At 66.6% G+C, this 13339-nt stretch carries 14 protein-coding genes; 8 read left to right on the top strand and 6 right to left on the bottom strand.

The window, feature by feature from the left end; all coding sequences use genetic code 11:
- Positions 1-38: 38 nt before the first annotated feature.
- Both F7O44_RS06390 and F7O44_RS06385 read left to right on the top strand, forming a co-directional pair.
- Entirely contained in the window at positions 39-638 is a 600-nt protein-coding gene (locus F7O44_RS06390) for a cysteine hydrolase family protein (protein WP_174255889.1), read from the top strand.
- An 8-nt stretch (positions 639-646) separates the two neighbouring features.
- Positions 647-1552, top strand: a complete 906-nt coding sequence (locus F7O44_RS06385) for a DJ-1/PfpI family protein (RefSeq protein WP_162449414.1) — start codon at positions 647-649, stop codon at positions 1550-1552.
- 44 nt (positions 1553-1596) lie between these two features.
- On the opposite strand, the gene F7O44_RS06380 is transcribed toward F7O44_RS06385, so the two are convergent.
- From F7O44_RS06380 to F7O44_RS06370, 3 genes are read right to left on the bottom strand one after another with little or no spacing between them, the layout of a single operon-like run.
- Positions 1597-2691 (bottom strand): substrate-binding domain-containing protein, encoded by a 1095-nt coding sequence (locus tag F7O44_RS06380; RefSeq protein WP_162449413.1) that lies wholly within the window; start codon positions 2689-2691, stop codon positions 1597-1599.
- A 6-nt stretch (positions 2692-2697) separates the two neighbouring features.
- Positions 2698-3063 (bottom strand): hypothetical protein, encoded by a 366-nt coding sequence (locus F7O44_RS06375; protein ID WP_222851127.1) that lies wholly within the window; start codon positions 3061-3063, stop codon positions 2698-2700.
- A gap of 18 nt (positions 3064-3081) precedes the next feature.
- Positions 3082-4047, bottom strand: a complete 966-nt coding sequence (locus F7O44_RS06370) for a DUF6772 family protein (protein ID WP_222851126.1) — start codon at positions 4045-4047, stop codon at positions 3082-3084.
- A 281-nt stretch (positions 4048-4328) separates the two neighbouring features.
- Here F7O44_RS06370 and F7O44_RS06365 point away from each other — a divergent pair, with 281 nt between their 5' ends.
- The 5 genes from F7O44_RS06365 to F7O44_RS06345 all read left to right on the top strand — a co-directional run bounded on the left by F7O44_RS06365 (position 4329) and on the right by F7O44_RS06345 (position 9266).
- Positions 4329-5177 carry an IclR family transcriptional regulator gene (locus F7O44_RS06365; RefSeq protein ID WP_162449411.1) on the top strand — a complete coding sequence of 283 codons (849 nt, stop codon included), beginning with the start codon at positions 4329-4331 and terminating at the stop codon, positions 5175-5177.
- Positions 5177-6100 carry an ABC transporter permease gene (locus F7O44_RS06360; protein ID WP_162449410.1) on the top strand — a complete coding sequence of 308 codons (924 nt, stop codon included), beginning with the start codon at positions 5177-5179 and terminating at the stop codon, positions 6098-6100. The genes F7O44_RS06365 and F7O44_RS06360 overlap by 1 nt, the downstream gene beginning before the upstream one ends.
- A gap of 4 nt (positions 6101-6104) precedes the next feature.
- Positions 6105-7010 (top strand): ABC transporter permease, encoded by a 906-nt coding sequence (locus F7O44_RS06355; RefSeq protein WP_162449409.1) that lies wholly within the window; start codon positions 6105-6107, stop codon positions 7008-7010.
- A 236-nt stretch (positions 7011-7246) separates the two neighbouring features.
- Positions 7247-8242: an ABC transporter ATP-binding protein gene (locus F7O44_RS06350; protein ID WP_343073849.1), complete on the top strand. Its 996-nt coding sequence runs from the start codon at positions 7247-7249 to the stop codon at positions 8240-8242.
- Positions 8223-9266, top strand: coding sequence for an ABC transporter ATP-binding protein (locus F7O44_RS06345; protein WP_162449408.1), 1044 nt, complete (start codon positions 8223-8225; stop codon positions 9264-9266). Before F7O44_RS06350 ends, F7O44_RS06345 begins: the two co-directional genes overlap by 20 nt.
- 8 nt (positions 9267-9274) lie before the next feature.
- On the opposite strand, the gene F7O44_RS06340 is transcribed toward F7O44_RS06345, so the two are convergent.
- Positions 9275-10543 carry a hypothetical protein gene (locus tag F7O44_RS06340; protein WP_162449407.1) on the bottom strand — a complete coding sequence of 423 codons (1269 nt, stop codon included), beginning with the start codon at positions 10541-10543 and terminating at the stop codon, positions 9275-9277.
- A gap of 412 nt (positions 10544-10955) precedes the next feature.
- Here F7O44_RS06340 and F7O44_RS06335 point away from each other — a divergent pair, with 412 nt between their 5' ends.
- Positions 10956-11561, top strand: coding sequence for a hypothetical protein (locus F7O44_RS06335; protein WP_187361157.1), 606 nt, complete (start codon positions 10956-10958; stop codon positions 11559-11561).
- Here the strand turns inward: F7O44_RS06335 and F7O44_RS06330 are convergent, their stop codons facing one another.
- Positions 11562-12581 carry a type IV toxin-antitoxin system AbiEi family antitoxin domain-containing protein gene (locus F7O44_RS06330; protein WP_162449406.1) on the bottom strand — a complete coding sequence of 340 codons (1020 nt, stop codon included), beginning with the start codon at positions 12579-12581 and terminating at the stop codon, positions 11562-11564.
- Positions 12582-12743: 162 nt separating this feature from the next.
- Entirely contained in the window at positions 12744-13295 is a 552-nt protein-coding gene (locus tag F7O44_RS06325) for a TetR/AcrR family transcriptional regulator (RefSeq protein ID WP_162449405.1), read from the bottom strand.
- Between the last annotated feature and the right edge of the window lie 44 nt (positions 13296-13339).

Raw genomic sequence — 13339 nt, 5'->3', positions numbered from 1 at the left:
TCTTCCGGCGAGACCGTCCGGCAGCCAGGATGGCAGGTATGAAGAGCGCACTGATCGTGGTCGACCTCCAGCAGTCCTTCCTCCGACGGCCGAACTGGCCCGCCGTGTCCAACCCACAGATCGTTGAGCAGGTGGACCGGCTGGTCACGGCTGCCCGCGCAGCTGGCGACCTCGTCGTCTGGGTCCTGCACACCGAGCCCGGAACCGGCACCGTCTTCGATCCCGCCCAGGGCCACGTGCGGCTGATGGACGGCCTCACGCCTCTGGATGCCGAGCCGGTGATCACCAAGACTTCGATCAACGCATTCACCACCACCAATCTCCAGCAACTGCTCACCACGCATGGCATCAGGCAGCTGACTGTCTGCGGCATCCAGACCGAGCAATGCTGTGAGACCACCACCCGGGTAGCGGCCGATCTCGGCTTCGAGGTCATCTTCGCCATCGACGCCACCGCCACATTCCCCATCGCGCACCGGGATGCACCCAGCGGCCGCGCCCTGCCTGAGATCCTGGCGGATCCGAGCACGCTGTCGACCGCCGACATCATCACCCGGACCGAATACGCCCTCGCCGGCCGCTTCGCGACCATCCGGACGGTTGACGAGATCGTTCCGGCTACCGTCGCGGCCGGCTGAGGCGGGTTGTGCCACGCGTCGTCTTCGTTCTGGTGCCGGGCCTGCACCTGCTCGACCTCGCCGGCCCGGCACAGGTGTTCTCCACCGTGGCCGATCTCGGCTACGGCTACGAGTTGCACTACGTCGGCGACGTTCCGGAGGTGCGCACCGCGCAGGGCCTGACGGTGCATCTGTCGACCAGCTGGCCGGAACTGCGTGCCGACGACCTCGCGCTGGTGCCCGGCTGGCGATCACCCGTGCGGACCGGCCCGGCCCTCAGCCCAGCGGGATCACGATGTCTCACCGAGCACTACCAGGCCGGGGGCACCGTCGCCAGTGTCTGTTCCGGTGCCTTTGCCCTGGCCGCCACCGGATTGCTCGACGGCCGGCGCTGCACCACTCACCACGCCCTGCAGGACGACCTGGCTGCGCGTTACCCGCGGGCCGACGTCGTCCGGGATGTGTTGTACGTGACCGACGGCCGGATCATCACCTCAGCGGGCATCGCCAGCGGTATCGACCTCGCTCTGCACCTGGTGGCAGTCCGCCACGGCCCCGCGACGGCCGCCCGCACCGCCAGGGAGATGGTCGTCTTCGGCCGCAGGAACGGTAACGAGCCTCAGGCCAGCGCCATGTTGAGGCACCGCTCACACGTCAGCGACGTCGTCCACCACGCCCAGGACCTGATCGACGCGCGTTTCACCGAATCGCTACGCCTCAGCGAGCTCGCCGGCGCGGCGGGCGTCAGCGAGCGGACCCTGACGCGTTTGTTCGGCGCGGCCACCGGCATGACGCCATTGCGCTACCAGCAGATCTTGCGGGTGGAACGTGCCGAGCATCTGATCAGCCATGGCAGCACGGTCGAGGCAGCCGCGCACGACGTCGGCTTCAGCGATGCCCGGATGCTGCGCAGACTGAGAAACCGCGCCTCGTGATCATTGGCACTTAGCCACCGAAATCGGTGGCTAAGTGCCAATGATCACGGGGCGGTGGACGCACGGACGACCAGCTCCGGCGCGAACACCAGCTTCTCCGGATCGGGGTCAGGAGCGTCGTTGCCAGCGCCGCCGTCCGCGGCACCGGCGTGCTCCGGCCGTCCCCGCATGCGCTTCAGCAACAGGTCGACAGCAGCGGTCCCGACCTCCTGGGCCGGGAGCCGCACGGAAGTCAGTGGCGGATCGAGGTATGCGGCGTACGGGTGGTCACCGTACCCCACGACCAACATGTCGCCCGGCACCCGTAGACCGACTTCGGCCAGCGCCCGGTACAAGCCCAGCGCGAAGAAGTCGTTACCGGTGATCACCGCGTCCGGCCGATCCGGGCGCGCTACCAACTGTTGAGCGACCCGGTAGGCCTCTTCCGGCTGCCACGGCAGCACTGCCGAATCGTCGCGCCGCGTCGGCACCGAGATGACGCTGCCTTCGTCGAGCGGCAGTCCGGCATCAGCCACCGCGCGCCGGAATCCGGCGATGCGTCCCGCGATGGTGGTGATGGGCAGATCTTCTTCCAGCGCCATCACCGTGCGGGCTCCCTGGGCGATGACGTGCCGGGTAGCGTCGTACGCACCGAGCTCGTTGTCGATACCAACGAAGTCGTACTCACGCTCGGGCACGTCCCGGTTGACGAACACGAGTGGGATGCCGGCCCCTTCGAGCCGTTTCCAGTGGTCGGACTCTCTCTGCACCGGCACCGCGATGGCCCCGTCGACAGCCGACTGCAGCAGAGCATCCATCGCCCGGCTTTCGTTGTCCGTGCTCTCATCGGTGACCAGGAGCAGCAGCGAGTATCCGTGGATGCGCCCATGCATCTCGATGCCGCTGATGAGCCGGGCGTAGAACGGGTTGGAGGGGTTGGTGATCACCAGCCCGAGGGTCATGGCGGAACCGAGCACCAGCGAACGCGCCAGCGTATTCGGCACATATCCGAGCCGGTCCGCCTCGGCCCGGACCAGACCGCGGGTGTGCTCGCTGACGCTGTCTTTTCCAGCCAGGGCACGCGAGACCGTATTGACAGATACCCCCAGAGACCGCGCGATGTCCCGCAGCGTCGGCCTGCGTGCCCCGCCTGTTACCACGCTGTTCTACCCCTTGACGGCCAAGTAGATCCGTACCTTGACTTTTGCGCCCGCACCCTCAACGTACCCCCGGACGCGTAGCCAGTGGCCGAACTCGCGCACCGGCCAGCTCGTCAGCCCCGCCCCAGCGGCGACGCGCTCGGCATCGTCGACATCGCACCAGGTGATCCCGTCCGGCGACACCTGGGTGACCAGCCGCAAGCCTGGCCCCGCGGTGGAACCGTTCGAGCCGTTGCCGCCGCCGGCATCCGGTGCCGGTTCGGCCGAGAGTATCTGAACGAACCAGCGTGCCTCCACCGCCCACGCGACCTCATAGGGTTCGGTGGCGAATTCTCCTTCAAGTGTGGTGTTACGCTCGAGAACTGCCGTCATAGATTGCCGCATCGCGCCCTACCAATCCACCGATATCAGCACCGAGTCAATGTAGAGAAAATTGCGCACCGGTGCGTGCGTGCGGACACTGAAATAGAAATTGAGCAAATTCTCCAGGGAGTCGTAACCCTCCTCGTAAGGCGGCACCGGAACCTCACTCATGTCCATGATCCGGTCATTCACCTGAAGCTCGATGTTACGGCGCTTCTCGGTATCCAGCTGCCACCGCACGTAATGCCAGTTCACCTTCGTGGGAACCTCGTTGTAGCACAGTTCCTGAGGCTCGCCGAATGGGTGCCAGTCCTCGGGGTTCGGAGCGGTGAAGTCGGCCCCGTACTGGAGCTTGACCTTGCCCTGGAAGTGTTCGCGCGGCGTAGGTTCCGGCACTGCCGGATAGACCCATTGGCGAGCCAGCCGGTTGTCCAGGTCGGTGTTCTGGTAACGCGCGACCGTGTGATACCGCAGCCCGCCATCTCCACAGATGTCCGTGGCCATCGTGAACGCACCGAACTGCGCCTCGGAAGGATGCAAGTTGCCATCCCAGGCCACGCCGCCGAAGGTGTTCAGCGCCGGATCGTTACCCAGCGTCGCCTCTGTCTTGAACGCCAGGTAAGCCTCGAGCTGCACGCGGCCGCGCCCGCTCATGGTCAGCCGCCGGATGCCCACGGCGGTATGCCCCGTGATCGGCCGCGTGGCGAGTTTGAGGGAGTATGTCCCGCTCATGGCGCCGTGGGTTCCGATGTCAAAGAAGTTGCAGGCACTCAGCTGCGGCGGCCGGAAGTCTCGCATGTGGTCGTCCACGGTATCGAGATTGCCATTGCCGTCATAGTTGCCGATCAGCTCACACCATCCGTGCGTGCCGGAATTGAATTCGTCGTGGCTGAGAATCCGCGGAAGCGGCCGAAATCTCGACAAACGTGGATCCGCCGCGATGATGGCTTCGCGCAATTCATCGCGGGTGTTATTGCTCGTGCCCGTATTCAATCTTCTCCTCCTTGGCCTGACGTTGACAATGTCATCGCCATATGCCGAAACGGTGTCCGAACATTAACGTTAACTCTGAAACAGTGTCAAGGCCCGCGTTGCAACATCGGAAACGATCCCCTCGTCACGCAAGTGTGCTGCATGCGTGCCCCTTGACAGCATTGAGAACGTTACTCTAGCGTCATGGATGAACGCTACCGTTAACGTTAATGTAAATGAGCCATCCCGGTGTTTCCCTCGGCCCTCCGGCCGACCGACAGCTGGACTCGTAGGTGATTCCCATGAAATCGCTGAGCCGTGCGCTGATGGTGCTGGCCGAACTCAGCCGGCGAGGCCATCCGTTGACCTTGAACGACATCGCGGGCGCGGTCGATCTGCACAAGAGCACGGTGCACCGCATGCTCGCCACGTTCGTCGAGCACGGCCTGGTACGGCGTGACGAGGCGAACCGGTACGTCGTCGGCCTCGACGCTTTCGATCTGGCGCGAGCGGCACGCGGCGAGACCGGCCCCGGTGAGCTGGTGCAGTCAGTCCTGGAGACGCTATGCCGCAGCACCGGCCTCACCGCCAGCTACGCCCGACCGAGAAGCGGGGCGATGACATACGCGGCTGTGGTCGGTGACGCCACCGGCTTCCCGAACACCGAAGTCATCGGCACGGCGGTGCCGATGTATGCGACCGCGCTGGGCAAGGCCTACCTGGCCCACCGACCGCGGGTGGAGGTGGAACGCTACGCGGCCCGGGCGCCGTTCCGCCCGCTCACGCCACGCACCATCACCGATGGCTACGGGCTGCTGCGCGGACTGACGCGGGCTCGGCACCAGGGCTTCGCCGTGGAAGACCGCGAGTTCGCCACCGACCTGCGCGCTGTCAGCGCCCCGGTACTAGATCACGACGGGCTCGCCGTCGCGGCCTTGTCGGTCACCATCCCCGCACGGCCACCGCGCCCGGGCGATGTCCGGCGGGTCGTCGCCGCGGTCATCTCCGGCGCCAGCCAACTCGGCGCCCATCTGCTGGACGAAGCGCCGGCCGCGCCGGAGCCCGCGTTGGATGGCGCTTGCGCGCAAGCCATCGCAGGTGTTGCGAGCGGCCACCCGTTGACAGCGGCTGCACCGGCGCGAGGCGCCTGATGGGGGCCTACCTCGCACGGCGGCTGTTCTTCTCCATCTTCGTACTCTGGGGCGCGGTCTCCATCATCTTCCTGGTGCTCCGGCTGGTCCCGGGTGACCCGGCCCTGATCCTGCTGGGGCCGGACGCACACCCTGACCAGATCGCCGCGCTGCAAGAACGCATGGGCCTCAATGAGCCCCTGATCATCCAATACGGCATCTACATGCGCGACGTCGTCCAGCTCGACTTCGGCCCGTCGTTCCGCTTCGGCGTCGACGCGATGGAGCATGTGCTCACCCACGTGCCCAACTCAGCGCAGCTCGCGTTCACCTCGCTGGGGCTCGCACTGCTGATCGGGTTCCCGCTCGGGATCATCGCCGCGCTGAAGGCCAATACCCTCACCGACCGCATCATCTCGGTCTTCTCACTGGCCACACAGTCACTGCCGAACTTCTGGGTGGGCATCGTCTTCATCCTGGTCTTCGCCCGCATGCTGCAGGTGCTGCCCAGCTACGGGCAGGGCAGCTGGCAGCATCTCGTGCTGCCCTCGGTCACGCTGGCGCTGCCGTTCCTGGCCATCCTCGTCCGGCTGACCCGCAGCGGGCTGCTCGAGGTCATCCATGAGGGATACGTGCAGACCGCCCGTGCCAAGGGTTTGCGCGAGGGGGTGGTGATCTTCCCGCACGCGGTCCGGAACGCACTGATTCCGGTGATCACCGTCATCGGCCTGCAGTTCGGCGCGCTTCTCGGCGGCACCGTGATCGTCGAGACCGTGTTCGCCTGGCCGGGCGTCGGCCGGGTACTCATCGAGGCGATCTCACACCGTGACTACGGGGTCGTCCAAGCGGCAATCCTGTTGATCGCCGCCATCTTCGTCTTCACCAACTTGGTCGTAGACATCCTCTACGGCTATCTCGATCCACGGGTAAGGCTGGCCGGGTGACGCCATGACAGACGTTGTCAGCGAACTTTCCAGATCCACGAGTGCCCAACCGGCTCCGCCGGCGGCTCGTAAGGCCAAACGCGCCGGCGGCGGCCGGATCCGGTTCTCCGCCACGGTCATCAGCATCTACGTGGCCGCGGCCATCTTCGGACCGTGGCTCGTTCGGTACGATGCCGTCGCCACCAGTACCACCGACCGGCTGTTGCCGCCCGGTTCGAGGCTTAGTGACGGCTCTCTCGCGATCTTCGGCACCGACGACGTCGGTCGTGATCTGCTCGCGCAGATTCTGCAGGGAGCCCGCATCTCGATCGCGGTGGGTGTGGCCACACTCCTGCTCGCCGGACTGATCGGCGTCACCATCGGGGTGATCGCCGGATACTTCGGCGGCTGGCTGGACGGGGTCCTGATGCGCCTGGCCGACGTGCAACTCACCTTCCCGTCCATCTTGCTGGCGATCTTCATCGCCGCGCTGCTCGGCCCGAGCGTCGTCAATGTGGTGATCGTGCTGGCGATCTCCAACTGGGTCACGTTTGCCCGGGTGGCACGTGCTCAAGTGCTGGCCACCAAGCGACGCGATTTCGTCGACGCGACCCGCACCATCGGCGCCGGCACCTGGCACCTGATCCGCCGCTGCATCTTGCCCGCTTGCACCGCCCCGATCCTGGTAGTCGCCACCGTCGAGATCGGCGGTGTCATCCTCGCCGAGGCGTCGCTGAGCTTCCTCGGTCTGGGGACGCCGACCAATACGCCGAGTTGGGGGCTCACCATCGCCAACGGTCGCGACTATCTCTCCGACGCGTGGTGGATCTCCACCATCCCTGGCCTCACGCTGGCGATTCTCGTCGTCAGCTTCGGCATCCTCGGCGACGCACTGCGCGACCGATTCGACCCGAAGCTGAAGAACCTGTGAAGCGGGAGGCACCGGTGACCACATCGAGACCGGACCAGTCGGCTGGAGCCAGCGGTGGATCGGAGGGCGGCGGCGGTCCGGCCACTGGAGCGAGAGGGGGCTCGCTGGGTGAGGACGGAGATCCGGCCCGGGTTCGGTCGGGCATCGGCGAGCGAGGAACGAGCGAGTCCGCGGGCGGGGCCGGATCTCCGTCCTCAGCCAGCGATCGGCCTCACCTTCCGGCGGCTGACGCTCCGATCCTCAGCGTGCGGGACCTTCGGGTCGAGTTCAGCACGGGGGCCGGAACCGTCCGGGCCGTCGACGGGATCTCCTTCGACGTGCGCCCAGGCGAGACTCTCGCCATTCTGGGCGAGTCCGGCAGCGGCAAGAGTGTCACCTCGCAGGCGATCATGGGGATCATCCCGAAGCCGGCCGGGCGGGTCACCGGCGGCGAGATCCGGTACCGCGGCGGCGACCTGCTGACCAGGCCCGCGTCCGAGGTGCGAAAGCTTCGCGGTACCGAGATCGCCATGGTCTTCCAGGACCCGCTCAGTTCGCTGAACCCGGTCTTCCGGGTCGGCTACCAGATCGGCGAGATGTTCCGGCGGCACCGGGGCTACTCCCGCAGCGACGCGCGCGCCGCCGCTGTGGAGCTGATGGAACGGGTCGGGATTCCCGCTGCTCGCAAGCGGGTGGACGACTTCCCCCACCAGTTCTCCGGCGGGATGCGCCAGCGCATCATGATCGCCATCGCCCTGGCACTCGATCCGGCCTTGCTGATCGCCGACGAACCCACCACCGCACTCGATGTGACCGTGCAGGCGCAGATCATGAAACTGCTGACCCGCCTGCAACGTGAGGAGGGCATGGCGTTGATCCTGATCACGCACGACCTCGGCGTGGTCGCCGACGTCGCCGACCGGGTGCTGTTGATGTACGCCGGCCGCGTCGTGGAGACCGGCGACATCCGCGAGGTCTACGAGTATTCGGCGCACCCCTATACCAAGGGCCTGATGGCGTCCATCCCCGATCTCGACAGCCCGGCCGACCGGCTCACGCCCATCACCGGCTCACCACCCAACCTGCTCGATCTGCCTCCGGGCTGCTCCTTCCGCCCTCGATGCCCGTACGCACAAGCGGTCTGCCTCGACGACGATCCGGCCTTGCTGCAGGTGGACAGCCGGCCCAGCTCGCACCGAGCAGCGTGCCACTTCCGGGAGGAGGTGCTCGACGATGTCCGCCAACGGGTCTGAGCCAGCCGGCTCCGGGCACGCTACGCCCTTGCTCTCCGTGCGAGATCTGCGCACCACCTTCCCGATCCGCTCTCCCCTGCTGCGCCGGACGGTCGCCCAGATCCAGGCCGTCGCCGGGGTGTCGTTCGACCTTTACCCCGGTGAGACGCTCGGGCTGGTCGGCGAGTCCGGCTCGGGCAAGTCGACCATCGCCCGCACGATCATCGGCCTGGAGACCGCGGCGGCAGGCACGGTGACCTTCGACGGGCAGGACCTCACCTCGCTTTCGCCCGCCGGTATGCGACGGATCCGGCGCGACGTTCAGATGATCTTCCAAGACCCGTACTCGTCGCTGAATCCACGCCGGACCGTGGCGCAGATCATCGCAGAGGCGTGGGAGGTGCACCCCGGCGTCGTGCCGAAGCCTCGATGGAATGCGCGGGTCAAGGAGCTGCTGGAGCGCGTGGGTTTGAACCCGGACCATGCCGGCCGGTATCCACATCAGTTCTCCGGTGGACAACGGCAGCGGATCGGCATCGCGCGGGCCCTAGCCCTGCACCCGAAGCTGATCATCTGCGACGAGGCGGTCTCCGCGCTCGACGTCTCCATCCAGGCGCAGGTCCTCAACCTGCTGCAGGATCTGCAACGCGATCTCGGGCTGACCTACCTGTTCATCGCCCACGATCTGTCCGCCGTCCGGCACATCTCGACCCGTATCGCCGTGATGTACCTGGGCAAGATCGTCGAGATCGCCGACCGGAACGAGACCTTCGAACGGCCGACCCATCCGTACACCCAGGCGTTGCTCTCTTCTGTTCCGGTGCCCCGGCCGTGGGAGGCGCCGGAACGACGCGAGATCATCATCACCGGCGACGTGCCGTCACCCGCTGACCCTCCGTCCGGGTGCCGGTTCCGCACCCGATGCTGGAAAGCGCAGGAGCTGTGCGCCGAGGAAGAACCGGCGCTGCAGACCCGGCTGGGCCTGCACCCGAGTGCGTGCCATTTCGCCGAGCTCCTCGGCCACGACCAGCCATCCCGGGCGTGACCGGGTCGTCAGACCTCCTCGAGCTGGCGGGCCAGGTTTCTGGCATCCTCCGCTTGGGCGTCGTCGCCGTTGGCGGTGAGCAGTTCGGCGTGCCAGTCGAGACAATCCAGCACCGTGGCGCGGACCGCGTCGTCGACGTAGGCGTGCGGCACCAGCTCGCTGACCAAGGATGCGACCCATCGGCCGAAATCGAGGGCGCAGGCTTGGAGACCGGCTGCCGCCGCCATCCGCGAGCACAGCAGCAACATGCGCACCCAGTGGACCCCGAACTCGTCCAGCCGGAATCGCATCGAATTCTCCCGGCTTTGCGACGCCATGGCGAACAGCGCATGAGCTTCCAGCGCGATGCGGGTCGCTGCGATCTGGTCGACGCTGGCCAGCGGTCTGACCTGCTCCGCCAGCCGCACCGCCATCGCGGGGACCAATTGTGCCTCCTCGACCCGATCTAGGACGGTGACGATTTCCCGGTCGGTAGCCGGGCGGGTCACCTGCTGCCGCAGTTCCACGGCCCCGGCGACGTCCAGAGCTTCGGCCAGGGTCATCCTGGCGGTGATCTCCTGCCCGCTCGGCAACGGCAGGGGCGCCACCTCCCCGGCCGAGGCGCCGGTGACGACCACGGCTCGCGCAGCCGCCGCCGTGCCTCCCGCTGCCTCCGCCATCTCGGTGCGTCCATACGCATGATGAATCGCCTCGGACAACTCCGCGGCGAGCCGGAACATCCGCCCGTGCACGGCGATCTTGGCCGGATCCGCGTTGATCTCGTCGGCCCCGACCATGTACATGAAGAGCGCCTCGTCGACAGCGGCGCTCGCTACGTCGGGATCACCAACCGCCAGCATGTTGACCGCATGCAGCGCCAGCCCGCGCGCAGCGTCGAGCACATACGCCTGTCCGTTCGGCCCCTCGAGCAACGGCAGGTAGGCCGCTACACCCAGCTGGCTGTCGACCATGCCGGAGGCTTTGTGATCCAGCTGGATGTGGGCCCACGCGCGCCGGATACGAAGCTCGGCGAGAAACGCAGGTCCCATGCCGGCATCAGCACCGGCCGATTCGGCCGCGTCGAAGGTGCCCAGAGCCTGCTCGAACTCTTCCATGTCGAGCAGGACGTCGCCTAGTGTGCGCTGAACCTGACACAGCTCGGTCCGGTGATCAGCGTCGTGCGGCTCCCGCTCCACCATGACGCCGAGAAGCTCCGCAGCCTCCCGATAGCCGGCGACGGCACTGGACAGGTCGCCGTCGGCGTAGGCCTGATCAGCCGCGGCCCTGAGTCGCTGCACCTGCTTGCTTCGGCCTTTGGCCGCAGACCTCCGCCACAACGCCCTGTCCCCTCTCCGACCTCGTTACCCGCCCGGCTTCCTGGCCTCACGTAACGTTCAAGCCCTAGATCACGACCTCAAACGTTACACAAGGCCACGAAGCTCTGAGCCACGGACCGACGGCGGGCCGGATGACGCCGAGCCGGAACCGCCGAGCGGGAACCGTCGCGGCATTCGGCCGCCTGGTGTCCAAGATGTCCCGATCCGCGAAAAAGGGCTGGCATTGACCGTCCGGTCGGGCCAGACTGTAGATATGTAGGCCCACTGACGGAGTGGGGGTATGTCGATGTCTGTGCCCACAGCCGAAGCACCAGCTTTGCTTCCGACACTGTCTCGAGGCAAACATCGTCGCCCGCAAAAGGGCGCGTGCTTCATGGAATTCGCGTCCTACCTAGCCGGTGAGCGATGGAGTGACCATCCCCGCTGCACACATCCGCTCCTGGCGTCGCTCGCCCGCGTCGTGAACGACACCATCTCCGACGAATACCGCCCCCGCCTTGCCCGGCTGATCCCGTCGGTGGTCGGCCTCAACGACGACGATCTCCATCTCGACGCCTTGATCGTGCGCCGGGCGGCCGCAACGGGCCTGCCAATCGTCTGCGCCGACCGGCAGCGCGTGCTGGCAGTCGCGGCGTACGCGTCGGAGCGAGTGCTCGCCGAGCTCGACGGCAAGCGCGCCGACACCGTCAGCGGACTCACCCGTGAAGCGCTCGCTCAAGCACCAGATGCCGCGACCTGGGCTCGCAAATTCGCGACCGACATGCCCCCGACGTCTCGCGGCTTCCGGCGGCACGCAGGTCCCACGGCTGTTCGCTGCGCCGTCGTCGGCATCGCCCAGGCTTGCGTGCCCGACCCCAACCAGATCTTGCACGACCTGCTGGCGAAGGCCATCGAGGACTGCCTCGCCTGGACCACCGACCGCCATCCTCCCGTGATCATTGGCACTTCACCACCAAATTCGGTGGTCAACTGTCAATGATCATGGGAACGTCGTGCACTCTGGCCCACACGGGTGGGGTGTGCCGTCCCAGCCCCGGGCGGCGAGCACGCTAGCCTGTTCCGCTGCCACGCCACAGGGGTCACCAAAGACGTCAGCGTGCCCGTAGCGCAGCGTGGCCCGGCCATCCACCGTCGCCAGATTGTCACGACGCCGATCCCGGAACCGGCCCTCCTCGACATGGCCAAGCCTGCCGTCGAGCTCGATCCGGAGCATGTACTCGTCATGGTCGACGTCGATCCAGACAGTGCGCCCGCCGGCGACTCGCCGCTGGCGGCGGCCCGTCGGCAATCCGTGGGCGCGTTCGACCCGGCGCAGGTGCCGGAGCTCCAGTGGCGACTCAGCTCCTTCGGAAACGTCGACGAGCATGCTCTCCAGCATCGGTCGCCAGCGGATCTTGGGACGCATTCCAAGCGCCTCCGCCAGCCTTTCCGCAGTGGTGCGCCGGCGCTGACACGCACGGCTGACCCAGGTCTCGACCTCGCGAGCCAGACATGTGTCATCGATCAAATCCAGCACCGTCTCTTCGATGCGAGTGCGCGGCGGCAGCCGGGTCGGATGGCGGGTGCGGGCCAGCCGGTGCGCGTAGTGAACTCGCACTCGGTCGATGCGGCCCCGGACATGCCTGCCTGCCGGCACGGTCACGTGGATCACCTCGCCGGGATCATCACACACGCCGTCCAGGAAGGCCGCCGTCTGATGACTCGCGACGGCGTCTCGGCCGGCGCGGAGGATGGCGGCCCACAACAATGCCTCGTAGATCAACGGCCCGGTGAAGGTCGCGTACACGCCTCGGTGAATGCGGCACCAGCGCCCCGAGACGAGCCGCCGCTCTATCTGACGGATGCTCAGACCGGCCGCGATCGCCTGCCGGCGGCTGATCACGCCATGTTGCACGGAGAGGAGTTCATCGAGCGTGACGGCGTCGAGCCTGTCGTGCGGTTCGCGTGCAGGAGAAATGAACGGCGTGAACACTGCACCGCCGGTGGGGAGCCCAGTCATGACCACGACGATGTCCGAGGACGCCGGACCGCAACAGTGCCGTTCGACGAATTGTGGACAACGTCGGCCGCGCCCTGTGGAAATCCCACTCCCCCATGATCATTGGCACTTCACCACCGAATTCGGTGGTCAACTGTCAATGATCATGGGCTTCATTGACCACTAGGGCGCACCGGTGAGGTAGCGCTGCACCGTAGGGCCTAGCCAGGCAACAACCTCGTCCCGGCTCATGTCGACGATGGGCGGGAATCGCAAGATGTAGCGGGCCAGGGCAAACCCGAGGATCTGAGTAGCCGCGAGCGCACCCCGAACGGCCACGGTCGACTGGTCGTCCGACAGCTCGGCCACGACCGGCATGATCTGTCCGGCGAAGATGTCTCGCATGCGCTCGGCGGCGTCGTCGTTCGTGACGCCGGAGCGCAGTAGCACCATCAACCCGTCATCGGCATCCCACCGATCGAGGAAATGTTCCACCATCAGCGAGCCGGCCCGATCTCGCTCCAGACCGGACAGCGACGGCAACTCGAGGTCGAAATCCGCCGCGGCCGCGAACAACTTCTCCTTGCTGCCGAAATAGCGCATCACCATCGACGGGTCGATACAGGCGTCAGTCGCGATGGCGCGGATAGTGCTGCGCTCATAGCCGTCCGCGGCGAACCGCTCCCGTGCCGCCGCAAGGATCTTCGCCTTGGTCTCTTCCGATGTTCTCCGCATGCACCCACCATAAGCCAACAGTCGTTGGCAAACAATTGTTGACT

This window comes from Phytoactinopolyspora mesophila (genome assembly GCF_010122465.1).
Classification (GTDB): domain Bacteria; phylum Actinomycetota; class Actinomycetes; order Jiangellales; family Jiangellaceae; genus Phytoactinopolyspora; species Phytoactinopolyspora mesophila.
This window is presented reverse-complemented; position numbering and strand designations above follow the sequence as displayed.